Here is a 22,715-nt window from a genome sequence, read left to right as displayed (position 1 = left end):
GGTGTGAAACTCTCTCGCCCCGTCTCGTGGTTCCTGCTCGGCTTCGGGGTGTGGAGCTGGTTCGTGTGGACCAACTTCACCAGGAACCTGTGGAAGGACAGCGGCGGCCTGGCGTTCGACGACGCCGGCGACCCGACCGCGTACTTCTGGATCCATCTGGTGCTGGCCGTGGTCTCGCTGGCGCTGGGCACGGCCATCGGGATCATCGGGCTGCGCGGTCTGCGGGCCCTGCGCGCCCCGCGCGACGGCTGAAGGAACACATGACGGCCGCCGGTACGTTCGGCTGAGGACAGGCAATCGGGCAGGGGAGTGGAGCGGGGCATGGCCGTGGTGTTCGTGGGCGTCCTGGTGCTGGTGGTCGCCGTCCTGGCGGCGGTGCACTGGTACCTGTGGCGGCGTCTGGTGCGCGACGTGGCGGCGCGCGGTACCTGGTACAGACGGGTGGGCACGCCCCTGCTCGTCCTGCTGCCGCTGACCGCCGTCGCGGCGCAGACCGCCGGACGGGCGGACGTGCCCTTCGTCCTGAAGCAGACCCTCGCCTGGCCGGGCTTCCTCTGGCTCGCCATGGTGCTGTACCTGACGCTGGCCCTGCTCGCCGGGGAGGCGGTGCGGCCGCTGCTGCGCCGCTTCCTGGAGCGGCGGGACGCGAGGCGGGCGGCGCACGGGAACGCCGCCGGGGAGGGCGTCGCGGAGGGCGCCGGAGAGAACGGCGGTGAGGCCGCCGGGGGCGCGGTGCGCACCGCGCCCCCGCCTCCGCGCCCGCTTCCGCATCCGCCGAGGAGGGCGCGGACGGCGGTACGCGGGCCGGGACGGCGCGTACGGCCGTCGCCGTCCGCGACGGCGCGGGCCCCGGCTCCGGCCCCGGCTCCGGCCCCGGCTCCGGCCCCGGCTCCGGTGCCGGGACCGCGGCCGCGGCCGGATCCGCCCCCGGGGAGCAGCCGCCGGCCGGTCCGTCACGGCGGCTGTTCGTGGCCCGCACCGTGGCCGCCGCCGCGGGCGTCGCGGCGGCCGGGACGGTCGGCTACGGCACGTACGGCGTGCTGCGCGGCCCGAAGCTCAAGCGCGTCACCGTCCCCCTGGCCAAGCTGCCCCGGGCCGCCCACGGCTACCGCATCGCCGTCGTCAGCGACGTCCACCTGGGCCCCGTCCTGGGCCGCGCCCACACCCAGCGGATCGTGGACACCATCAACCGGGCCGACGCCGACATGGTCGCCGTCGTCGGCGACCTGGTGGACGGCACCGTCGCCGAGCTCGGCAGCGCCGCCGAGCCGCTGGCCCGGCTCCGCTCGCGCGACGGCTCCTACTTCGTCACCGGCAACCACGAGTACTTCGGCGACGCGGCCGAGTGGATCGACCACGTCCGCGAGCTGGGCCTGGAGCCGCTGGAGAACGCCCGCCGCGAGCTGCGCCACTTCGACCTGGCCGGAGTCAACGACCTCGCGGGCGAGGAGGAGGGGCAGGGGCCGGACTTCGAGCGGGCGCTCGGCGACCGCGACACCTCCCGCGCGGTGGTCCTCATGGCCCACCAGCCGGTCATGATCCACGACGCCGTGGACCACGGCGTGGACCTCCAGCTCTCCGGCCACACCCACGGCGGCCAGATGTGGCCCGGCAACCACCTCGCCGGCCTGGTCAACCCCACCCTCGCCGGCCTGGAGCGCTACGGCGACACCCAGCTCTACGTCAGCCGCGGCGCGGGCGCCTGGGGCCCGCCGGTGCGGGTGGGCGCGGAGTCGGACATCACCGTCGTCGAACTCGTCTCCAAGCAGGCCTGACACCCCCGCGCACGAGGTCGCCGACGTGGCCGCCGACGTGGTCACCGGCGTTCCCGTGAAGTACCGGCGTTCCCGTGAAGTGGTGCCGCCGCCGGGCTCCGGCGGCGGCACGGCGGAGCCCGGACCCGCCGGCGGTTCACGCCGGTGCGCCGCGGACGTACCCCGCCTCCCGGCCCCGGAGCGACGCATGCGTGAGGGCCCGCACCCCAAGGGTGCGGGCCCTCACCGCGATCCGTGCCCCGGCCCGCCCGCGGTGGGCGGGACGGGAGCCGGGTCTCAGTAGCGGCGCGTGATCAGCGCGCGCTTGACCTCCTGGATGGCCTTGGTGATCTCGATGCCGCGCGGGCAGGCCTCCGTGCAGTTGAAGGTGGTGCGGCAGCGCCAGACGCCCTCGCGGTCGTTGAGGATCTCCAGACGCTGCTCACCGCCCTCGTCGCGGGAGTCGAAGATGAAGCGGTGCGCGTTGACGATCGCCGCCGGGCCGAAGTACTGGCCGTCGTTCCAGAACACCGGGCACGAGGAGGTGCACGCGGCGCACAGGATGCACTTGGTGGTGTCGTCGAAGCGCTCGCGGTCCTCGGCGGACTGCAGGCGCTCGCGGGTCGGCTCGTTGCCCTTGGTGATCAGGAAGGGCATGACGTCCCGGTAGGCCTGGAAGAACGGCTCCATGTCGACCACCAGGTCCTTCTGGACCGTGAGCCCCTTTATCGGCTCGATCGTGATCGGCTTCTCCGGGCTGATGTCCTTGATCAGCGTCTTGCACGCCAGCCGGTTGCGGCCGTTGATGCGCATCGCGTCGGAGCCGCAGATGCCGTGCGCGCAGGAGCGCCGGAAGGTCAGCGTGCCGTCGATCTCCCACTTGATCTTGTGGAGGGCGTCCAGGACGCGCTCCTTGGGGTCGATCTCGAGCTGGAAGTCCTGCCAGGTGACCTCGTCGGAGACCTCCGGGTTGAACCGGCGGATGCGGAAGGTCGCGGTGATGTAGGGGGAGTCCGTCGCCGTGCCGTCGGCACCGGCCCCGGACTTCTCCATGACGGGAGTGGCCATCAGTACTTACGCTCCATCGGCTGGTAGCGGGTCTGCACGACCGGCTTGTAGTCCAGCCGGATCGACTCGGTGCCGTCGTCGCCCACCTCACGGTACGCCATGGTGTGGCGCATGAAGTTGACGTCGTCGCGGTTGGGGTAGTCCTCGCGGTAGTGGCCGCCGCGGGACTCCTTGCGGGCCAGCGCGGAGACGGCCGTCACCTCGGCCAGGTCGAGCAGGTTGCCCAGCTCGATGGCCTCCAGCAGGTCGGTGTTGAACCGCTTGCCCTTGTCCTGGACCGACACGTTCAGGTAGCGCTTGCGCAGGGAGGCGATCTCCTCGACGGCCTCCTTGAGCGTCTGCTCGGTGCGGAAGACCATGACGTTCTTGTCCATGGTCTCCTGGAGCGCCTTGCGGATCTCGGTGACCCGCTCGCTGCCCTCCGAGGAGCGCAGCGCCTCGACCCGGTTCACGACGAACGCGGCCGGGTCCTCCGGCAGGTCCACGTAGTCGGCGGTCGCCGCGTACTCGGCGGCGGCGATGCCCGCCCGGCGGCCGAAGACGTTGATGTCCAGCAGCGAGTTGGTGCCCAGGCGGTTGGCGCCGTGCACGGACACGCAGGCGACCTCGCCGGCCGCGTACAGGCCCGGCACCACCGTGGTGTTGTCGGCCAGCACCTCGCCCATGACGTTGGTCGGAATGCCGCCCATCGCGTAGTGCGCGGTCGGCTGGATCGGGATCGGGTCGGTGTACGGCTCGATGCCCAGGTAGGTGCGCGCGAACTCGGTGATGTCCGGCAGCTTGGCGTCGAGCTGCTCCGGCGGCAGGTGGGTGAGGTCCAGGTAGACGTGGTCGCCCTCGGGGCCGCAGCCGCGGCCCTCGCGGATCTCGGTGTAGATCGAGCGGGAGACGACGTCTCGCGAGGCCAGATCCTTCATGACGGGCGCGTACTTCTCCATGAAGCGCTCGCCGTCCTTGTTGCGCAGGATGCCGCCCTCGCCGCGGGCGCCCTCGGTGAGCAGGATGCCCATGCGCCAGATGCCGGTCGGGTGGAACTGGAAGAACTCCATGTCCTCCAGCGGCAGACCCCGGCGGAACGCGGCGGCCTGGCCGTCGCCGGTCAGGGTGTGCGCGTTGGAGGAGACCTTGAAGAACTTGCCGTTGCCGCCCGAGGCGAAGACGACGGCCTTGGCCTGGAAGACGTGGATCTCACCGGTGGCCAGCTCGTAGGCGACGACGCCCGCGGTGCGCTTGACCCCGTCGACCTCGCTGAGCAGCAGGTCCAGGACGTAGAACTCGTTGTAGAACTCCACGCCCTCCTTGACGCAGTTCTGGTACAGCGTCTGGAGGATCATGTGGCCGGTGCGGTCCGCGGCGTAGCAGGACCGGCGCACCGGGGCCTCGCCGTGGTTGCGGGAGTGGCCGCCGAAGCGGCGCTGGTCGATGGTGCCGTCCGGGGTCCGGTTGAACGGCAGGCCCATCTTCTCCAGGTCGAGGACGGCGTCGATGGCCTCCTTCGCCAGGATCTCGGCGGCGTCCTGGTCGACCAGGTAGTCACCGCCCTTGACCGTGTCGAAGGTGTGCCACTCCCAGTTGTCCTCCTCGACGTTCGCGAGGGCCGCGGCCATGCCGCCCTGGGCCGCGCCGGTGTGGGAGCGGGTGGGGTAGAGCTTGGTCAGCACCGCGGTGCGGCTGCGCTTGGTCGCCTCGATGGCGGCGCGCATCCCGGCGCCGCCGGCGCCGACGATGACGGTGTCGTACTTGTGGATCTTCATGATGAAAGCGCCTCAGCCCCGGCTCTAGCGGATGTTCGGGTCGAAGGTGAAGATCACCAGCGTGCCCAGCAGGACGGTGAACACCGTGGCGGTGTACAGCAGCATCTTCAGCCAGAAGCGGGTGCCGTCCCGCTCGGCGTAGTCGTTGATGACGGTCCGCAGCCCGTTGGCGCCGTGGAGCATCGCCAGCCACAGCATCAGCAGGTCCCAGGTCATCCAGAAGGGCGAGGCCCAGCGACCGGCCACGAAGGCGAAGTTGATCTTGCTGACGCCGCCGTCCAGGACGAGCTGGATCAGCAGGTGGCCGATCACCAGCAGGACGAGCACGATGCCGGACAGCCGCATGAACAGCCAGGCGTGCATCTCGAAGTTGCCGGGCGTGAACTTCCTGGGGGTCCGGCTGGTCCGGGCGCGGGGCGGCTCGATGACGGGGGCGGGGTTGTCTACGTCGTAGGCCATGTCGTCAGCTCCCGAACAGCTCGCTCACGGCGTGCCCGAGGACCGGGTACAGCGCCCCGATCATCAGCACGATCCAGATGCCCATGACGGTCCACAGCATCTGGCGCTGGTACTTGGTGCCCTTCGACCAGAAGTCGACGGCGACGACCCGAAGGCCGTTGAGCGCGTGGAAGAGGATGGCGGCCACGAGGCCGTACTCCAGCAGCGCGACGATGGGGGTCTTGTAGACCGCCACGGTGTCGTCGTAGGCCTCCGGGGAGACGCGGACGAGCGACGTGTCCAGGACGTGCACGAACAGGAAGAAGAAGATGAGGACGCCGGTGACTCGGTGAGCCACCCAGGACCACATGCCTTCCCGGCCGCGGTACAGCGTTCCAGCCGGCACGGAAATACCCTCCGGGAGCGGTTACGGGGCCGGCCGGCTTCGGTGTCGGTCTGGCCCGGCCGGGTACGGTCCACCGGCCGATGGCCATGGTAACGATGTCCCGTCGGCGCGGTTCCCCCGGGGGTCCAGATGTGATCAATCAGGCACGGACGGGCTAGGAGCCCGGCCGGGGGCCGTGGTGGCGGCCGGGGCCTGCGCGGAGGCGTCCGGCCCGGCGGGGTGGCCCGGCCGCCGCGTCCGCCACGGGGGCGTCCCCTCCCGGGCCAGCCGCAGCAGCCGGCCGCGCGCGATGCGGCGCAGCTCCTCGGCGGCCACGGCGCGCTCCCGCTCGGCCTCGTTGCCCAGCCGGGTGCGGATCGCGGCGAGGACGTGGTCGAGCGCCTCCTCCTCGCGCACCCCGTCCACGCACAGCACGAAGGCGTAGCCGAAGCGGCTCTCGTACGCGGCGTGGGCGGCGCGCAGGGCGGTGTGCGCGGCGAGCGCGCCGGGGCCGGTGATGGCGATGTGCCGCCCGCCGTACAGCGGGCCGCCGTACCCGGCGCCGGCGGCGGACTCCCCGGTCAGGGCCTCGGACAGGTCCTCGTCGGTGAGGTCGTAGCTGGCCTCGTCGGCGGCGGCGAGCAGCGCCTCCACGTCCGGGTAGGGGCGGTGGGCGGCGATGCTCTCCGCCCACCGCCGGCTGCCGCAGCAGGCCAGCAGGGCGCCCCGGAGGTCGGCGGGGGAGGCGGTGTTGAGGCGGTGGAGCGGCGTTGCCTCGCTTCGCTGAGGGGGCAGGCGCATGGGCTCCTCGGGCGCGGGGAGACGTCAGGGACGTCGCGGGACACGGGAGTGCGGTTGACGGTGGTGGCCGGGGTGGTCCGGGTGACCGGAGTGACCAGGGTGACCGGAGTGATCGTGTGACGGAGGATGACGTCACGGTAACGATAAGTGGGAGAGGGTGGTTGGTGGGCAGATTCTTTTCACCCGGACGAGACGAGTTCCGGGCGCATGGTTGACGGACGAGGACTGGAAAGGGGCAATACGGTCACCCCATGGGACGCAGGCGCAGACGCAATCCCCGCAGGAAGACCGCCGCCGTCGCGGCCGTGGCCGGAGTGGCCGCCGCCGTCACGGCCGTCACCCTCCTCGTGCTGCCGGACGGCGCGGGGGACGGCGGCGGGGAGCCGGGCGAGGGCCCCCGCAGGACCCCCGGCGTACCGGCCGTCACCCTGCCCGCCGCCCCCGCCGCCGTCCCCGCCGTACGCCGGTGGACGCCCGAGCCCGGCATCGGCTGGCAGCCCGCCCCCGGCACCCGCGTCGTGGCCGACCCCGGCGGACCGCTCGCCGACGAGGCCGAGCTGCTCGCCGGGGAGCTGGACGTGGAGCACTCCGGCGGACCGGCCGGGCCCGGCGACATCGAGCTCAGACTGGACTCCACCGCCTCCGACAAGGGGTACGGAGGCCGCGAGGGCTATGTGCTCAGGGCCGACACCGGCCGGGTCACCGTCACCGGCCGCACCGACGCCGGCGTCTTCCACGGCACCCGCACCCTCCTCCAGGCCCTCCGCGAGGGCGGCTCGATCCCCCGCGGGACCGTCCGCGACTGGCCCGACCGCCCGCAGCGCGGCCTCATGCTCGACATCGCCCGCAAGCACTTCAGCGCGGAGTGGATCGAGGACCGCATCCGCGAGATGGGCGACCTCAAGCTCAACCAGCTCCAGCTCCACCTCTCCGACGACCAGGCCTTCCGCGTCGAGAGCGACTCCCACCCCGAGGTCGTCTCCGACCCCCACCTGACCAAGGACGAACTGCGCCGGATCGTCGAGCTGGCCAACTCCCGGCACATCACCGTCATCCCCGAGATCGACTCGCCCGGCCACCTCGGCGCGGTGCTCGACGCCCACCCCGGCCTCCGGCTGCGCGACGCCGACGGCGACCCGGCGCCCGGCGCGATCGACATCTCCGACCCGCGCTCGGCACGCCTGGTGGACGACCTGCTGCGCGAGTACGCCCCCCTCTTCCGCGACCAGCCCGGCCCCGGCCCCTACTGGCACCTGGGCGGCGACGAGTACCGGGCGCTGATGCGCTCCGACCCCGAGGCCGCCTACCCGGAGCTGGCCGAGGCCGCCCGCCGCGAGCACGGCCCCCGGGCCCGGGTGCGCGACCTGGCCGCGGCCTGGCTCAACGACCGCGCCGAGACCGTGCGGAAGGCGGGCTTCACACCCCAGGTGTGGAACGACGGCCAGCACGCCGGCGGGGTCGTCGAACCGAGCCGCCCCAGGCAGGTGGCCTACTGGACGGGCAAGGAGATCGGCGCCCGGCCGCCCGGGGAGTACCTGCGCGAGGGCTGGGAGGTGGTCAACCTCAACGACGAGTACCTCTACTACGTCCTCGGCGAGCCCAACGAGTTCACCTATCCGACCGGAGAGCGGATCTACGAGGAGTGGACCCCGGCCGTGCTGCGCGGCACCGAGCCGGAGCCGGCGGAGCTGACCGGGCCGGACCGCGTGGTGGGCGGGCGGCTGGCCGTCTGGTGCGACCTGTCGGGCGCGCAGACGGCGGCCGAGGTCGCCCGGGGGATCCGGATGCCGCTGCGGGCCGTGGCGCAGAAGCTGTGGGACCCCTCCCCGCCCGCCCTGGAGTGGGAGGACTTCCGCGACCTGTCGGACCGGGTGACGTAGGGGCCGGCACCCCGGGGGAGGGGGAGAGGCCGGCACCCCGGGGGGCCCGTACCGCTCGGGAGGCGGCCCGGGAGGCGGACCGTGATCGCGAGGCGGCTCGGGGACGGACCGGAGCGCGAGGTTCAGGAAACGATGTCCTTGGTGCGGAAGTGGCGGAAGGCCAGGGCGAACAGCACCAGCGCGTACGCCACGGACACCGACGCGCCCCGCAGCATCCCGCCCGTCTCCAGCTCCGGCTGGAAGACGTCCGCCCAGGCGAACTGCCAGTGCGCGGGCAGCAGTTCGCGCCAGTCGCCCAGCGCCGTGACAGCGTCCAGGATGTTGCCCACGATCGTCAGCCCGATCGCGCCGCCGACCGCGCCCAGCGGTGCGTCGGTGACCGTGGACAGCCAGAACGCCAGCCCTGCCGTGACGAGCTGGCCGACGAAGACGTACGCCACCGCCAGCGCCAGCCGGCCCAGCGCCTCGTCCGCCGGCAGCGTGCCGCCGGTGGGCAGCTCCAGCGGGCCCCAGCCGTACGCCGCCGAGCCCGCCGCCAGCGCCACCAGCGGCAGCAGCGCCATCGCCGCCGCGCTGAACACCAGCGCCACCACCAGCTTGCTCAGCAGCAGCCGCCGGCGCGGCACCGGGGCCGCCAGCAGATAGCGCAGCGAGGACCAGCTCGCCTCGGAGGCCACCGTGTCGCCGCAGAACAGCGCCACCGGCACCACCAGCAGGAAGCCGGCGGAGACGAACAGCGCCATGGCGGCGAAGTTCAGCCCGGAGGCGGTGGCGGTGTCCATCAGGTTGATGCGCCGGCCGCCGCGCTCGGGCTCGCCGCCGATCGCGAAGGCCGCGATCAGCACGAGCGGCAGCGCGGCCAGCACCAGACCGGTCACCAGGGTGCGGCGGCGGCGCAGCTGGCGCACCGCCTCCACCCGCAGCGGCAGGGTGCGCCGCGGGTGGTAGCCGGGCGCCGCACCCGACGGGTCCACGCCCGGCCGGCCCGGCGCGGGCGGGGAAGGGGGAGTGGGGCCGGGGGCGGTGGCGGTCATCGCTCTCCTCCGATCAGGGTGAGGAAGGCGTCCTCCAGACGGCGGTGCGGTCCGGCGCGCTCCACCGGCACCTCCAGCCGCAGGAGCTCGGTCAGCAGTCGCGTGGTGGTGGCGCCGTCGAGCCGCACCAGCAGCCCCTCGTCGACGGCGACGGCCGAACCCACACCGGGCAGGGCCGCCACCTTCTCCGGCAGCGCCTCCGGCACCGGGCCCCGCACCCCGACGAGCACGGTGTCGCCGGAGCCGGTGATCTCCTCCACCGGGCCCGCCTGCACCAGCTCGCCGCGGTCCATGACCACCAGGTGCGTACAGGTCTGCTCGACCTCGGCCAGCAGGTGACTGGAGACGATCACGGTACGGCCGGCCGCCGCGTAGCGGATCATCACGTCCCGCATCTCGCGGATCTGCGGCGGGTCCAGGCCGTTGGTCGGCTCGTCCAGGATCAGCAGGTCCGGCAGGCCCAGCATGGCCTGGGCGATCGCCAGCCGCTGCCGCATGCCCTGCGAGTAGGTGCGCACCGCGCGCTCCAGGGCGTCGCCCAGCCCGGCGATCTCCAGCGCCTCCTCGATGTGCGCGTCCCCCTCGGGGCGGCCGGTGGCCCGCCAGTACAGCTCGAGGTTGTCCCGGCCCGACAGGTGCGGCAGGAAGCCCGCGCCCTCGACGAACGCGCCGACCCGCGACAGCACGGGCGCGCCCGGGCGGATCACATGGCCGAAGACCCTGATCTCACCGCTGTCGGGGGTGATCAGGCCCATCAGCATCCGCAGGGTGGTGGTCTTGCCCGCGCCGTTGGGACCGAGCAGGCCGAGCACCTGCCCGCGCTCCACCCGGAAGGACAGACCGCGCACCGCGTAGCGGTCGGCCGAGCCCGCGTACCGTTTGGACAGGCCGGTGATCTCCAGCGGGACGTCCTCGCGTACGGGATCCGCCTCCGGTGCGGCGGCGGGCGCGGTGGAGGTGCCGGATGCGGTGGAGGTGCCGGACGCGGCCCCGCGGCGGCGTCCGGTCAGCAGCAGCACGGCCGCCACGGCCGCGCCGGCCGACGGCAGGCCCCACACCCACCACGGGGTGCCGGCCGCCTCGACGGCCAGGCCGGGCGCGGTCGGCACGCTCAGCCCGCCCTCCCCGAGGGAGACGGTGTAGGCGGCGGGCTCGACCGGCGAGGCGTAGGCCAGGTCGGTGGCGGAGAACACCACCCGCATGCGGTGCCCGGCCTCGAAGCGGTGGTCGATCGCGGGCAGCCGCACCTCCACGCTCCGGCCCTCCCCGGCCCCGGTGACCCGCAGCGGCGCCACGAGCTGCGAGGGCAGGACCTGGCGCCCGTCGGGACCCACGTCGTAGACCTTGGCGAACAGCACCGCCTCCCCGGACGTGGAGGCGACCTCCACCCGCACCGAGGGGGCACCGGTGACCTGGACGGCCTCGGCCAGCGGCGCCGACTCGAAGCGTGCGTGCTGGCCGGGGTAGTCCACCGACAGGCCGACGCCCAGGTCCGACAGCCCGCCGCCCACGGCACTCAGACCGGGGACGGCGGAGACGGCGGGCGGGCCGCCGCCGGCCGGGTTGGCGAAGGTCTGCTCGCGCCCCCGCAGCCCTACGGCCCGGTCGCCGGCCGCCAGGCCGGGGTAGCGCTCGGCGGTGGCGGCCCGCAGCCGCGTCTCGCCGTCGGTGGTGTCCATGCCGCCGGTACGGGTGACGCGGAAGGCCGGGCCGGTGTCCACCCCCTTCTCGTTCTTGAGGTGGCGGTCGAACCAGGCGCGGGTGCGGTCGTCCAGCCGCTCCGTCTCGTCGGGACCGCCGTCGTGGCCGCCCGCGATCCACTCCACCGCCACCGGCGCGCCGTTGGAGCGGATCGCCTCCGCCATGGCGTCGGCGTGGCCGAGTGGGAAGAGGGAGTCGGAGCGGCCCTGGACGATCAGCGCCGGCACGTCGATCCGGTCGGCGACGGCCACCGGGCTGCGCTCGCGCAGCAGCTCGCGCGCCTCCTCGTCCGGCTCCCCGGCGACGGCGACCCGCTCGTACATCGCGCACAGCTCCGTGGCGAACCGGCCGCAGCCCGCCCGCTCGGAGGCGGGCCCGGCGGTGGGGGCGCCGGCGCCCGCGACAGTGGAACCGGTGGTGAAGAAGATCCCGGTCCACAGCTCCTTGAAGACGCCGTCCGGGAAGAGCGCCTCGGACAGGTCCCAGTAGGTGATGCGCGGGGCCACGGCGTCGACCCGCTCGTCGTGCCCGGCGGCCAGCAGCGAGACCGCGCCGCCGTAGGAGGCGCCCGCCACGCCCACCCGGGGGTCGCCCTCGGCGTCGAGCCGTACCTCGGGCCGCTTCGCCAGCCAGTCGATCAGGGCGCTGACGTCGGCGACCTCGCGGTCGGGGTCGTTCAGCCCGATCCGGCCGGTGGAGGCGCCGAAGCCGCGGGCCGACCAGGTCAGCACCGCGTAGCCGGAGCGGGCCAGCTTCTCGGCCTGGCCGCGCAGTTCGGCCTTGCTGCCGCCGAAGCCGTGGCCCAGCAGGACCGCCGGGCGGCGGGTGTCCGGGTCGCCGGCGGTGAAGTAGGAGGTGTCGATCCGGACGGTGTCCCCGCCGTCCCGGCCTTCCCCGCCGTTCCCGCCGCCCCCGTGCTCCGGCGATTCGGGCAGGGTGAGCTTCTGCTCGGTGTGGCGTACGGCGGGCGCGTCGTCCGGAAGGGCCGCCCACACACCGCCCCCCGCGAGGACGGCGGCGGCGGCGATCGCCGCGAGCAGCCGTCGGCGGGGCCTGGGCAGTCGGAGATCCATGGCCCGACCCTACGCGGTGTCCCGCCCGGCACACCGGGCGCCCCGGGGCGGGATCAGGGGGCGGCGCCGCCCGCCGGGGCGGCCGCGGGACGGTTCGCGGGGGCGCCCCGGTCCCGCGCGGCCTCGGCCCGGGGGCCGGCGCCGTTGTCGTTGCCGCTGCCCGGGTTTCCGTCACCCCGGGCGCCGTCGCCACCGCCGTTGCCGGGGTTACCGGTGTCCCGGCCGCCACCGCCGTTGCCGTCGCCGGGGCGGGTGCCGGCCTGGTCGGCGTTGCCCCGGCCGGCTCCGTTGCCCGGATTCCCGTTCCCGCCGTTCCCGCTGCCGGGACCGCCGGAGCCGGCGTCCTGACGGCCGCTGCCGGGCGTGCCGGGATCGGCCGGTGCTTCACCGGGCCGGTTCGGGGTGTCCGGCGCCGAGCCGTTGCCGCCCGGGTTCCCGCCGCCGTTGCCGCCCGGGTTCCCGCCGCCGTTGCCGCCCGGGTTCCCGCCGTCGTTCCCGCTGCCGCCGCTGTTGCCGTCACCGCCGCTGCCCGGGTTCGCGCCGCCCCGGCCGCCGTCGGCGGGGGGCGGCAGGGCCGCCGGGCCCTCCAGTACCGCGTCGCAGTACTCGGCGACCCGGTCGCGTCCGCCCGCGGCGGTGACCAGCGGCTTCCGCGCGGCCCCGGCCGGGCTGCCCGGATTCCGCTCCTGGGCCCGGCACAGCGCGACGATCCGCGGCGACGCCTCGGAGGGCGGTACGGCCCCGGGCCCGGAGCCGTCGGGGTGCGGCCCGGCCGGGCCGGCCTCCCCGGTCGTGGGCGCCTTCGGGGACGCGGGGGCGGGAGGCGTCGAGGCGGCGTCCGGCGCCTGGGAGGTGCCGGGCGCGCCGTTCGGACCGCTCCCGGGCAGGAACGGGACCCCGACGGAGGCCACCGCCACCCCGCTGCCGAGCACGGCGGCCACGACCACGCCGAGCGCGCCCGTGCGCGTCCGGCCCAGGCGCCGCGCCAGCCGGGCGAGACGGCCCCGCAGGCCGGCCGCCGCCGGATCGGCGGCCGCCCGCTCGTCGCGGGCCGCCCGGAAGGCGGCCAGGGCCTCCTCCTCGCCCTTGAGCACGCCGGAACCCGGCGGCGGCACCGCGGCGCCGAGGACCGCCGCGAGGGCGCGCAGGCTGTCGTCCGACGGCAGGTCGCCCGAGCCCCTGGAACCGGAACCCCGCAGGCCGTTGCCCGGCCGGGAGCCCTCGGCGATCAGACGGCGCAGCGCGGCCTCGGTCACCCGGGCGCCTTCCTCCCCGTCCCGCATCGGGTCGTTCACCTCCGTACCGCCGTTGCCTCGGGCCGTTCCACCAGCCGGGCCAGTTTCTTCAGACCGCGTGACAGCGCCATCGCCACCGCCCCCGGCCGCTTGCCGAGGATCTCGGCCGTGCTCTTCGTGTCCAGGTCCAGGACCACCCTCAGAAGTACCGCCTCGGCCTGCGGAACGGGCAGAGTGCCGATGAGGGAGACGATCTCACGTGTCGACAGCTTCGCCCCGGCCACCTCCGCCGTGTCCGGGGCGGCCTCCCCGCCGGGGGTGCCGGCCGCGCGCGGTTCGGGCAGCTCGTCGGTCGGCACGGTGATCTCCTGCACACGCCTCCTCCTGCGACGCAGGACGTCACGGGCCCGGTTCCGTGTGACGGCCAGGGCGAAACGGCGGAAGGAGGCGCCGTCCCCCTCGAAGCGCAGCACGTCCCGGGCGATCTGTAACCACGTCTCGGCCACGACGTCCTCCGCGTCCTGACCGACGATGACGGCCGCGTAGCGCAGGAGTTCGGGGTTGAGGCAGCGGTAGACGGCGCGGAAGGCGGCCTCGTCTCCCCGCCGCACACCGAGAACCGCAGCGTTCAGATCCCCGGTGCGCTCCGGGTGGATCCCGTTGCCGCCGTCCGCCGAATCACTCACGGACGGGATCCTTCCACGCTCCCGTGCGACACGTCGACACGGCGGCCCCGCGTCGGCGGGGACGGCCCGACGCGAACGCGAACACCCGTACGCCGCCCGGGAGAAGGAGGAAGGGGCCGGACGGGGATCCCGTCCGGCCCCTTGTGCCGCCAACCGGCGGCCGGCCGTTCACCGGCCGCCGTTCACCGGCGAGCCGTCCGCCTGCTCACGGCCCGCTCACGGCTCACTCGGGGCTCGTTCACGGAGCCAGCGGATAGCCCAGCCAGGCGCCCGCGGGCGTACCCATGGCCGAGCGGCCGTAGTAGACGGCGCCCGAGGTGGAGACGCCCCGGCTGCCGGCGTCGAACTGGAGGATCGTCCCGTCGAAGGAGTTCTCCCCCGGCGCGCCGACGGCCAGATCCGCCCGCCCCCAGCCGGACATGTCGGCGAGCAGGACGCCCGCCCCGAGCCGGTCGTCGGTCTCGGAGACCCCGGGGACGCCCGAGGTGTCCTGGTGGAGGCTCATGGCGCCGGAGGTGCCCAGCCCCGAGGAGGTGCCGTACAGCAGGAGCGCCATACCGGCGTCCTTGCGGTTGGCGCCGTCGCGGGTGATGTCCTCGAAGGGCAGGCCGGCGAGGACGTCGGCGCGCCCGTCGCCGTTGACGTCGCCCGCCGAGACCGACCAGCCCATCGCGTCGCCGGCCTCGGCGGCCCCGGGAACGCCGGAGGTGTCCTGGTGGATCACCTTCCGGCCGGTGGTGGTCGGCCCGTCCGGCGAACCGGGCAGCACGGTGATCTGGCCGCCGCGGAAGGCGCTGGACTCGGAGGCGTACGGCTGGCCGACGATCAGGTCCGTGTACGCGTCGCCGTCGATGTCCGCCGCGGCGACCGAACGGCCGCCCTTGACGGACGACATGCCCACGTAGGTCAGGCCGCCGGCCGACCCGTTGAGGAGCGTGAGCCGGCCGGTGCCGCCGGAGTCCCGGTGGTTGAGGACCACGTCGGTGTAGCCGTCGCGGTTGAAGTCACCGGTGGTGGAGGCCAGGGAGTCGATGGTGCCGGTGGTGCCGGTCTTCAGGGCGCCCTTGCGCACGGTGCCGTCGGCGACGTCGAACGCCCACCAGCCGGCCGGGCCGCGGGTGGAGGCGGTGAAGACGTCGGCGGTGCCGTCGCTGTCGAAGTCGCCGACGGCGACGGTCGAGCCGAACCGGGCTCCGCCGGTGCGGTCCGCGGTGGCCGCCTCCAGCCACTTGGCCTTGGTGAAGCCGGGGCCGTACAGGACGGTCACCGCGCCGGAGTCGGTGTTGCCCACCGTGTCGTCCTCGCCGGGCGCGCCGACCGCCAGGTCCGCGTGCCCGTCGCCGTTGACGTCGCCGTACGCGACCGCCGCGCCCCAGCTGTCACCGGTCTCGGAGGCCCCGGGGACACCCGGGCTGGACTGGGAGAGGGTGACCCTGGTGGAGGCCACCGGGCCGTCCACGCCGCCGGGCGCCACACTGACGGTGCCGGCCTTGGCCTTGCCGCCCACGGCGGCGCGGGGGGTGCCCACGGCCATGTCGCCCATGCCGTCGCGGTTGAAGTCGGCGGTGGGGGCCGCGGAGCTCGCGGCCGGGCTCGCGGCGAAGCGCCGGATCTCCGGCAGCGCGTCGTACAGCGCCTGGCCCGGGCACGCGGTGTTGTAGCCGTCGCGGTGACCGGAGACGGTGCGCAGGGTGGCCTGCTCGCCCTCCTTCCACACGCCGGTGTTCCCCATGGCGGTGAGCGTCACCCTGCCGGTGGGGTCCACGCCGTACTGGCCGAGCTTCCAGGCGGCGACCCTGGCGACGGCGCCGGTCACATCGGGGGTGGGCACGTCGCCCGCGGCGTAGTTGCCGATCACCGCGATGCCGGTGGAGTAGCTGTTGAAGCCGTAGGTGTGCGCGCCCACCACGGGCAGGTCGACGCCGCCGTGCCGGCCCTCGAAGATCGTGCCGCACTTGTCGACCAGGAAGTTGTAGCCCAGGTCGTTCCAGCCGTTGCTCTTGACGTGGAACGTCATCAGCGACCGCACGATCGCGGCCGAGTCGGAGCAGGTGTAGTTGATGTCCTCGAGCGCCGTGTGGTGGACGAAGGCCGCCTTGATGCCGTCCTCCAGGTACGCCGAGGGCTCCTCGACCATGGACTCGTCGGCGCCCCAGGCGGCGCGCGAGACGATCGGCGGCCGGGTGACCGTGGACTCGGGTGCGGCCGGCACGGTCGGGGTCGGCGACGGGTCGGCCGTCGGGCTCCCGGTGGCGCCCGGCTCGGTGGGCTCCGTCCCGGTGGGAGTGGGCTCGGTGGTGCCCGGAGCGGTGGACTCCGTCCCCGTGGGCGCCGGTTCGGTGGGCGACGGCTCACCGGGCGACGCCGAGGCGCCGTCCGCCGGGTCGCTCGCGGTGGCGGTGGGCACCGGGTCCTCGGCGACGTAGGCGGCGGGCCGCATGCCCGTGTCCACGGCCGTCTCGAAGGCCGCCGGGCCGAGGTCGGCCGCGTTCGCCTTCTCGGCCTCGCGCGGCGTCACGCCCGGGTCGACCAGGTCCAGCCGCATCCCGGCGGGGAACTCGTCACCGGTCTGCCCGTCGGCGGAGACCACCCGGGCCTCGACGCCGTCGGAGGGGCCGACCCAGCGGGGCGCGGTCGCGCCGCGGGCCGTGGCCTCCCGGCCCTCCTCGCCCTCGGGGACGTGGATGTCCAGGTCCAGTTCCTGCCACGGTGTCCACTCGCCGGTCTCGATGTCGCGGGTGCGCACCTCGGCCCGGCCGCCGATCTCCGCGGTCGCCCGGGGCCAGGAGATGCCCAGCAGGCTGAACGGCTTGGTGTCGCGGCGGGTCACGCCGCTGTGCCCCTCGCCCCTGGTCTTCAGGTTCACGGAGTACACCTTGACCGGCGACGCGGTCACGGGATTCCCGTTGTCCTCGGGCGGGTTGGCCACGGCGACGGTCACCACGCCGGCTCCGCCCACCGCGACGGCACCCAGGGTCAGCCAGGTCCGCCTCTTCAGACTCAATGTTCTGCGCGCTCGTGTTCTTCGCGGACTCAAATGTCCCGCCCCTTGTCGTCTGGATCGTTCGTCCGGAGACTCGCTCGCCCCGCGTCCGTCACGGGACCCTTCGGTGAACGCTCACCGTAGAGGAGGTGTCACTCCGGGAAAGCGGGGGGTGCTCAACCGTTACAGGACCGGGCCCGTGACCGGGCCGGGCATGCGAAGACGGCCGGGGTCGCCACCCCCCACAGGAGAGACCCCGGCCGTCGTCGAGTGCGGACCGCCGCGCCGAGCGAGGCCCGTCACAACCCTCAGCGCCGGGGGGCCGAAAACTGTTACTCCCCCCGCGTCCCCTGCTCCCACACTCCCTCCGCCCGGTCTCCGCCGCCCGTCCGCGTGTCCTCCCCGCCGTCTTCATCTCGGTAACTACCGCCCCGCCCGCATGGACGGGAGCGCACACTAGGTCGTAGCGTTCTGCTTCGCATCGACGCAGATCGAAGCATCATGGCGGGACCGCGCTCGGCCAGGAGCGCGGGCGAGCGCTACATCGCGAAGTGGGGCAGGACTAAGGCGTGCAGGGGGAAGACGCGGAACTCACCGCAGCGGTGCGGGCGGCGCGGGAGGGGGACGAATGCGCCTTCCGCACCGTCTACCGCGCCGTGCATCCCCGCCTGCTGGGGTACGTGCGGACGCTGGTCCCGGATGCGGACGCGGAGGACGTCGCCTCCGAGGCGTGGCTGCAGATCGCCCGGGACATCGGCCGGTTCGACGGGGACGCCGACCGCTTCCGCGGCTGGACGGCGCGGATCGCCCGCAACCGCGCGCTCGACCACATCCGGGCGCGGGGGCGGCGGCCCGCCTCCAGCCCGGTCGACGACGACAACGAACTGGCGGTGCTGCCCGCCGGATCCGACACCTTCGACGAGGCTCTGGAATCGATCGGCACCGGGCGCACCATGGCCCTGATCTCCCGGCTGCCGCGCGACCAGGCCGAGGCCGTCGTGCTCCGGGTGGTCGTCGGTCTGGACGCCAAGGGCGCCGCACAGGTGCTGGGCAAGAGGCCGGGCGCGGTGCGCACCGCCGCGCACCGGGGTCTGCGGAAGCTGGCGGAGCTGCTGGAGGGGGAGGAAGGGGTCGGCGACGGGGTGCCCGCACTCAGGGCCGGAGCCGCACGGAGTGTGACGGAAAAGGCCAGACGGACGCTGAGGGAAACGTGAGGGCCGACGACCGGTACGACTGGCTGGACGAGGAGACCGCGGAGCGTCTGCTGCGCGGACGGTCGGCCCACCCCCCGCTGTCCGCGGACGAGCCGGGCGCATCGGCACTGGCCGAGGCCCTCGAAAGACTCGCCGCCGTCCCCGCGACCGCTGCCGCCACAGCCGGTCCTGCCGCCGTGCCCGGCGCACGTGACGACGGTGAGCTGCCCGGGGAGGCCGCCGCGCTGGCGGCCTTCCGGGCGGCCCGCGCACGGCCCGGAGCCGCGGCCGCCGAGCGCCGCGGCCGTCTGCGGTCGCTCGGCCGCCCCCTGAGGACGGGCCTCGCCGCGCTGGCACTCGGCGGAGTGCTCGGCGGGGTCGCCATAGCGGCCGGCAGCGGGGTGCTGCCCGCGCCGTTCGGCGGAGGGAACGGATCACCCGCCCCGGCGACGAGCGTGTCCGCCGAGCCGGACGGGCTCCTCCCGCCGCCGGCCGGCACCGCCGACTCCCTCTCCGGCCGCCCGGGCGCGGACGGCGGACGGGAAGGCGAGGAGCGCGGCGGCCCGGGAGCCCCGGGCGAAGGCGATCCGGCCGGCGCCGGCCCCGGCCCCGGCGGCCGGCCGGCGGAGAGCGGCCCGCCCGTCCCGGGGAGGGACGGCGCGGGCGACCGGGCCGGGGTTCCCACCGTCCGGTCCCCCCAGGCGGAAGCACGCCTGGAGGAACTGTGCGGGAAGTTCCTGGACGGCGAGCTGGCCAGGCGGGAACGGGCCGAACTGGAGCGGGCCCTGGGAGGCCCGGACCGGGTGGACGGCCACTGCCGCCGGTCCGGCGCGGCGACCGGCGGCACCGGCGGCGGTACGGGCGGCGGTTCCGCCTCGGGCGGATCCTCCGGCGGGAGCACGTCCGGTGGATCCTCCGGCGGGTCTTCCGGGGGATCGTCCGGCGGGTCCTCCGGCACGGGCGATTCCGCGGGGCCCGCCACGGGTGGCCGGGACGGCACCGGGGACGGCGCCGAGGGCGGGGACGCCGTCCCCGAGGAGAGCGGCGACACGCTGCCCGAGGAGGAGGGCGGCGACACCTTCCCCGCCGACACCGGGAAGGCCGGCCCCACCGGCCCCGCGGCGCCCACCGGTCCCTCCGAGCCCGGAGGGATCCCGCGGGCACCGGACGCGTCCCGGGGCTCCGCGACGGCCGTTCCCACGTCCTGAACCCTGGCCGGATCCACACCCCGGAGCGCGTGCCGGGAGCCGTGTGACCGGCGTCACCGCGGCCGCCGCCCGGGGGGTGTGACACTTTTCGGGTCGCGGACGCAGTACAGAACAAGCCGACTGGTCATCGGCGAGCGCGCCACCCAAGGTTCCCCCCGTACCTGCGGGATGCGCGTAGCGCGGGCGGGGCACGTTCCCCCGGCCCCGCCCGCGCCTCTTCACACCGGCCCGCGCCCCGTTCCGCAGGGCGCCGGCGACGTCAGTAGACGATCACCTTCTCGCCCACCCTCACCTGCTCGAAGAGCGCGGCGATCTTCTCCTTGTCCCGTACGTTGACGCAGCCGTGCGAGGCGCCGTTGTAGCCGTTGGCGGCGAAGTCCGCGGAGTAGTGCACCGCCTGGCCCCCGCTGAAGAACAGCGCGTACGGCATCGGGGTGTCGTAGATCGTGGAGTGGTGGTCACGGCTCTTGAAGGTGACGCCGAACTCGCCCTCGCGGGTCGGGGTGAGCTCCGAGCCGAAGCGCACGTCCATCGCGGAGACGACCTTCCCGTCGATCATCCAGGCCAGCGTCCGGCTCTCCTTGCTGATGCACAGCGCCCGGCCCGTCAGGCACCTCGGGTCGGGGTCGGATATCGGCCGGGTGGTGGGCGGGTACAGCTCCGCCCGCGTGGGGGTCCTCGTCCGCGCCGTCAGAGCGCTCCAGGTGTCCCGGGTGACCTGGCCGTCCGCCGTCAGGCCGCGCCGCTTCTGGAAGGCGGAGACGGACGCGGTGGTGACCGGGCCGTAGTAGCCGGTCGGGTTGAGGTCGAAGTGCCCGGCCTGGCGTAGCCGCGCCTGGAGTTCGCGGACCCTCTCGCCCTGCGCGCCCTCGCGCATCATCGGCGCGGGGGCGGACGGCGGAGCGGACGCCGACGGCGCCGCGGGCGGCGAGGCGGTCGCCGGCGGCGCCGCGGCAGGCGGCGCCGAGGTGCCCCGCGCCTCCTCCCGGCTCGCGGACGGAGCGGACGGTGTGGACGGCGCCGTTGTCGTGGGCGTCGGCGCGGGCGCGGGCGTGCTCCGCGTCACGGACGGTGCGGGCGGCGGCGCCGTTACCGCCGCGGGCGCCCGCGACTCCGTGCCCGTCTGCTGCGCCGTGCACCCCGCCCCCAGCAGCACCGCGGCCGCCGCGGCGAGTGCGGTGCGGCCCACCGATCTGTGCGACATGGACTCCCCCCGGGACATCGAAACCCCCTCGAATCGCCGGACCTTCACCGGTCTTCCCCACCTGTGTGGGTTCCCGGCAGCCAGACTGCCCGAACCGCGGACGTCCGGCCACCCCCCCCGGCGGTTCCGCGCGCGGCACCCGCGCGAGCCCGTCCGCGCACCACCCCGCTCGTTTGTGAGCAAGGTCCCAGGCTGTGGCTCTCCCGCCGCTCTCCCGCCGATCGCTACAGTCCGTATCGGACAGGGCGACGAAACGGGAGGCACCGAACATGGCACGCGAGACTGGCCGCGGAGCTGGCAGGGCCCGGCTCACCGAGAGCGGGCTGCCGATCGAGCCGGTCTACGGACCCGACTCGCTCCGGGACTGGGACGCGGAGGCGAAGCTGGGCGAGCCGGGTTCGTACCCGTACACGCGGGGCGTGTACCCGACGATGTACACCGGGCGGCCGTGGACGATGCGCCAGTACGCCGGCTTCGGCACGGCGGTGGAGTCCAACGCCCGCTACAAGCAGCTGATCGCCAACGGCACCATGGGCCTGTCGGTCGCCTTCGACCTGCCGACCCAGATGGGCCACGACTCCGACGCCCCCATCGCGCACGGCGAGGTCGGCAAGGTCGGCGTGGCGATCGACTCGATCGACGACATGCGGGTGCTGTTCGACGGCATCCCGCTGGGCGAGGTCTCCACCTCGATGACGATCAACGCCCCCGCCGCCGTCCTGCTGCTGCTCTACCAACTGGTGGCCGAGGAGCAGGGCGTGCCGTCGGAGAAGCTGACGGGCACCATCCAGAACGACGTGCTCAAGGAGTACATCGCCCGCGGCACCTACATCTTCCCGCCCAAGCCCTCGCTGCGGCTGATCGCGGACATCTTCAAGTACTGCAGGGCCGAGATCCCGCGCTGGAACACCATCTCCATCTCCGGCTACCACATGGCCGAGGCCGGGGCGACGCCCGCGCAGGAGATCGCCTTCACCCTCGCCGACGGCATCGAGTACGTGCGCACGGCGGTGGCGGCCGGGATGGACGTGGACGACTTCGCCCCGAGGCTGTCGTTCTTCTTCGTCGCGCGCACCACGATCCTGGAGGAGGTGGCCAAGTTCCGCGCCGCCCGCCGGATCTGGGCGCGGGTGATGAAGGAGGAGTTCGGCGCCAGGAACCCCAAGTCGATGATGCTGCGCTTCCACACCCAGACCGCGGGCGTGCAGCTCACCGCGCAGCAGCCCGAGGTGAACCTGGTGCGCGTGGCCGTCCAGGGCCTGGGCGCGGTGCTGGGCGGGACCCAGTCGCTGCACACCAACTCCTACGACGAGGCCATCGCGCTGCCCACCGACAAGTCGGCCCGTCTGGCGCTGCGCACCCAGCAGGTGCTGGCCTACGAGACCGACGTGACCGCGACCGTCGACCCCTTCGCCGGGTCGTACGTGGTGGAGTCGATGACCGACGAGGTCGAGGCCGCCGCGCTGGAGCTGATGGGCAAGGTCGAGGAGATGGGCGGCGCGGTGGCCGCCATCGAACGCGGCTACCAGAAGGGCGAGATCGAGCGCAGCGCGTACCGCATCGCCCAGGAGACCGACTCCGGCGAGCGGGTCGTCGTCGGCGTCAACCGGTTCCAGCTCGACGAGGAGGAGCCGTACGAGCCGCTGAGGGTGGACCCGGCCATCGAGGCCCAGCAGGCCGAGCGGCTGGCGCGGCTGCGCGCCGAGCGCGACCGGGCGGCCGTGGACGGGGCGCTGGCCGAGCTGCGCAAGGCGGCCGAGGGCAGCGACAACGTGCTGTACCCGATGAAGGAGGCGCTGCGGGCCCGCGCCACCGTCGGCGAGGTCTGCAACACCCTGCGGGAGGTGTGGGGCGCCTACGTTCCCACCGACGCCTTCTGACCGCGCCCCGTCGCGGGGCCCGCCGTCGCGGGCCCCGCCGGGGGTGCTAGAGCAGGCCGAGCCCGGTGACGATCACGGAGACCAGCACGGTGAGCGTCCAGCCGAGCGCCTGCTCGACCAGCTTCTCGCGGTCCTCCTCGGAGGGTCCGCCGGTACGGAGCCAGGGTGCCGGGATCCTCGCCGCCGTCGTGTGGCCCATGGTGTGTCCTCGTCTCGCCTCGTGGCGCGCCGGTGTGCGGGGCTCCGGTGCGCCGTTGGTGTGCCTGTGTCCGTGATCGCCGCGAATGGGCGTCGCGGATCTCCAGGATGAGGGGAGCCGCACCGTTTAAACAGAGACGCAGATCACCCCGCGGCCGGGCACCGGTGGGCGATCCGCCCCCAACACACCGTCCACCCTGCGGGGATGGGCCCGGCGGAGCCCGGGCGGCCGTACGGCTG

17 protein-coding genes and 1 pseudogene are annotated in these 22,715 nt (G+C 74.3%); 6 read left to right on the top strand and 12 right to left on the bottom strand.

Going from position 1 to position 22,715, the window contains the following annotated elements; all coding sequences use genetic code 11:
• Positions 1–3: 3 nt before the first annotated feature.
• Together QPK52_RS09625 and QPK52_RS09620 are read left to right on the top strand one after the other, a co-directional pair.
• On the top strand, positions 4–252 hold the full coding sequence (locus QPK52_RS09625; protein WP_410536914.1) for an SCO4848 family membrane protein: 249 nt from the start codon (positions 4–6) through the stop codon (positions 250–252).
• Between the two features lie 69 nt (positions 253–321).
• Positions 322–1,775: pseudogene (locus tag QPK52_RS09620) on the top strand (metallophosphoesterase).
• A 276-nt stretch (positions 1,776–2,051) separates the two neighbouring features.
• Here QPK52_RS09620 and QPK52_RS09615 read toward each other — a convergent pair.
• The 5 genes from QPK52_RS09615 to QPK52_RS09595 form a co-directional block, all read right to left on the bottom strand.
• Positions 2,052–2,822: a succinate dehydrogenase iron-sulfur subunit gene (locus tag QPK52_RS09615; protein WP_410536912.1), complete on the bottom strand. Its 771-nt coding sequence runs from the start codon at positions 2,820–2,822 to the stop codon at positions 2,052–2,054.
• Complete coding sequence (sdhA, locus tag QPK52_RS09610) at positions 2,822–4,576, bottom strand: succinate dehydrogenase flavoprotein subunit (RefSeq protein ID WP_410536911.1); 1,755 nt, start codon at positions 4,574–4,576, stop codon at positions 2,822–2,824. The genes QPK52_RS09615 and sdhA overlap by 1 nt, the downstream gene beginning before the upstream one ends.
• A gap of 24 nt (positions 4,577–4,600) precedes the next feature.
• Complete coding sequence (locus QPK52_RS09605; protein ID WP_410536909.1) at positions 4,601–5,035, bottom strand: succinate dehydrogenase hydrophobic membrane anchor subunit; 435 nt, start codon at positions 5,033–5,035, stop codon at positions 4,601–4,603.
• Between the two features lie 4 nt (positions 5,036–5,039).
• Positions 5,040–5,420 carry a succinate dehydrogenase, cytochrome b556 subunit gene (gene sdhC / locus QPK52_RS09600; protein ID WP_093661581.1) on the bottom strand — a complete coding sequence of 127 codons (381 nt, stop codon included), beginning with the start codon at positions 5,418–5,420 and terminating at the stop codon, positions 5,040–5,042.
• Positions 5,421–5,555: 135 nt separating this feature from the next.
• A complete protein-coding gene (locus tag QPK52_RS09595) occupies positions 5,556–6,200 on the bottom strand; it encodes a 2-oxo-4-hydroxy-4-carboxy-5-ureidoimidazoline decarboxylase (RefSeq protein ID WP_410536906.1) in 645 nt (214 codons plus the stop codon).
• Between the two features lie 251 nt (positions 6,201–6,451).
• Here QPK52_RS09595 and QPK52_RS09590 point away from each other — a divergent pair, with 251 nt between their 5' ends.
• Positions 6,452–8,080: a beta-N-acetylhexosaminidase gene (locus QPK52_RS09590; RefSeq protein ID WP_410536904.1), complete on the top strand. Its 1,629-nt coding sequence runs from the start codon at positions 6,452–6,454 to the stop codon at positions 8,078–8,080.
• 122 nt (positions 8,081–8,202) lie between these two features.
• Here QPK52_RS09590 and QPK52_RS09585 read toward each other — a convergent pair whose 3' ends face one another.
• The 5 genes from QPK52_RS09585 to QPK52_RS09565 all read right to left on the bottom strand — a co-directional run bounded on the left by QPK52_RS09585 (position 8,203) and on the right by QPK52_RS09565 (position 16,813).
• Positions 8,203–9,114 (bottom strand): ABC transporter permease, encoded by a 912-nt coding sequence (locus QPK52_RS09585; RefSeq protein ID WP_410536903.1) that lies wholly within the window; start codon positions 9,112–9,114, stop codon positions 8,203–8,205.
• A complete protein-coding gene (locus QPK52_RS09580; RefSeq protein WP_410536902.1) occupies positions 9,111–11,888 on the bottom strand; it encodes an alpha/beta fold hydrolase in 2,778 nt (925 codons plus the stop codon). The genes QPK52_RS09585 and QPK52_RS09580 overlap by 4 nt, the downstream gene beginning before the upstream one ends.
• Before the next feature lie 53 nt (positions 11,889–11,941).
• Positions 11,942–13,183 (bottom strand): hypothetical protein, encoded by a 1,242-nt coding sequence (locus QPK52_RS09575; RefSeq protein ID WP_410536901.1) that lies wholly within the window; start codon positions 13,181–13,183, stop codon positions 11,942–11,944.
• The gene (locus tag QPK52_RS09570) at positions 13,180–13,809 is read right to left on the bottom strand and encodes an RNA polymerase sigma factor (protein ID WP_093661593.1); all 630 of its coding nucleotides are present in this window, start codon (positions 13,807–13,809) and stop codon (positions 13,180–13,182) included. Before QPK52_RS09570 ends, QPK52_RS09575 begins: the two co-directional genes overlap by 4 nt.
• A gap of 238 nt (positions 13,810–14,047) precedes the next feature.
• On the bottom strand, positions 14,048–16,813 hold the full coding sequence (locus tag QPK52_RS09565) for an FG-GAP-like repeat-containing protein (RefSeq protein ID WP_410536899.1): 2,766 nt from the start codon (positions 16,811–16,813) through the stop codon (positions 14,048–14,050).
• A 548-nt stretch (positions 16,814–17,361) separates the two neighbouring features.
• Here QPK52_RS09565 and QPK52_RS09560 point away from each other — a divergent pair.
• Together QPK52_RS09560 and QPK52_RS09555 are read left to right on the top strand one after the other, a co-directional pair.
• Positions 17,362–18,006: an RNA polymerase sigma factor gene (locus QPK52_RS09560; RefSeq protein ID WP_410536897.1), complete on the top strand. Its 645-nt coding sequence runs from the start codon at positions 17,362–17,364 to the stop codon at positions 18,004–18,006.
• Positions 18,003–19,193 (top strand): hypothetical protein, encoded by a 1,191-nt coding sequence (locus tag QPK52_RS09555; protein WP_410536896.1) that lies wholly within the window; start codon positions 18,003–18,005, stop codon positions 19,191–19,193. Before QPK52_RS09560 ends, QPK52_RS09555 begins: the two co-directional genes overlap by 4 nt.
• 259 nt (positions 19,194–19,452) lie before the next feature.
• On the opposite strand, the gene QPK52_RS09550 is transcribed toward QPK52_RS09555, so the two are convergent.
• Positions 19,453–20,397 carry a L,D-transpeptidase family protein gene (locus tag QPK52_RS09550; RefSeq protein ID WP_410536894.1) on the bottom strand — a complete coding sequence of 315 codons (945 nt, stop codon included), beginning with the start codon at positions 20,395–20,397 and terminating at the stop codon, positions 19,453–19,455.
• A 269-nt stretch (positions 20,398–20,666) separates the two neighbouring features.
• Here QPK52_RS09550 and QPK52_RS09545 point away from each other — a divergent pair, with 269 nt between their 5' ends.
• A complete protein-coding gene (locus tag QPK52_RS09545) occupies positions 20,667–22,277 on the top strand; it encodes a methylmalonyl-CoA mutase (protein WP_410536892.1) in 1,611 nt (536 codons plus the stop codon).
• A gap of 46 nt (positions 22,278–22,323) precedes the next feature.
• Here QPK52_RS09545 and QPK52_RS09540 read toward each other — a convergent pair whose 3' ends face one another.
• Positions 22,324–22,476: an SCO1431 family membrane protein gene (locus QPK52_RS09540; protein WP_107436782.1), complete on the bottom strand. Its 153-nt coding sequence runs from the start codon at positions 22,474–22,476 to the stop codon at positions 22,324–22,326.
• Positions 22,477–22,715: the final 239 nt, after the last annotated feature.

It is taken from the genome of Streptomyces sp. KL2, assembly GCF_046529545.1.
GTDB classification, from domain to species: domain Bacteria; phylum Actinomycetota; class Actinomycetes; order Streptomycetales; family Streptomycetaceae; genus Streptomyces; species Streptomyces radiopugnans.
The sequence above is the reverse complement of the archived record's forward strand: the minus strand, read 5'-3'. Positions and strand labels throughout refer to the sequence as shown.

Excerpts from the sequence above, each read along its gene's own strand:
- QPK52_RS09585 (WP_410536903.1), bottom strand. The coding sequence starts at position 9,114 with ATGACCGCCACCGCCCCCGGCCCCACTCCCCCTTCCCCGCCCGCGCCG.
- sdhA (WP_410536911.1), bottom strand. The coding sequence starts at position 4,576 with ATGAAGATCCACAAGTACGACACCGTCATCGTCGGCGCCGGCGGCGCC.
- QPK52_RS09615 (WP_410536912.1), bottom strand. The coding sequence starts at position 2,822 with ATGGCCACTCCCGTCATGGAGAAGTCCGGGGCCGGTGCCGACGGCACG.
- QPK52_RS09605 (WP_410536909.1), bottom strand. The coding sequence starts at position 5,035 with ATGGCCTACGACGTAGACAACCCCGCCCCCGTCATCGAGCCGCCCCGC.
- QPK52_RS09580 (WP_410536902.1), bottom strand. The coding sequence starts at position 11,888 with ATGGATCTCCGACTGCCCAGGCCCCGCCGACGGCTGCTCGCGGCGATC.
- QPK52_RS09545 (WP_410536892.1), top strand. The coding sequence starts at position 20,667 with ATGGCACGCGAGACTGGCCGCGGAGCTGGCAGGGCCCGGCTCACCGAG.
- QPK52_RS09540 (WP_107436782.1), bottom strand. The coding sequence starts at position 22,476 with ATGGGCCACACGACGGCGGCGAGGATCCCGGCACCCTGGCTCCGTACC.
- QPK52_RS09590 (WP_410536904.1), top strand. The coding sequence starts at position 6,452 with ATGGGACGCAGGCGCAGACGCAATCCCCGCAGGAAGACCGCCGCCGTC.
- QPK52_RS09550 (WP_410536894.1), bottom strand. The coding sequence starts at position 20,397 with ATGTCGCACAGATCGGTGGGCCGCACCGCACTCGCCGCGGCGGCCGCG.
- QPK52_RS09595 (WP_410536906.1), bottom strand. The coding sequence starts at position 6,200 with ATGCGCCTGCCCCCTCAGCGAAGCGAGGCAACGCCGCTCCACCGCCTC.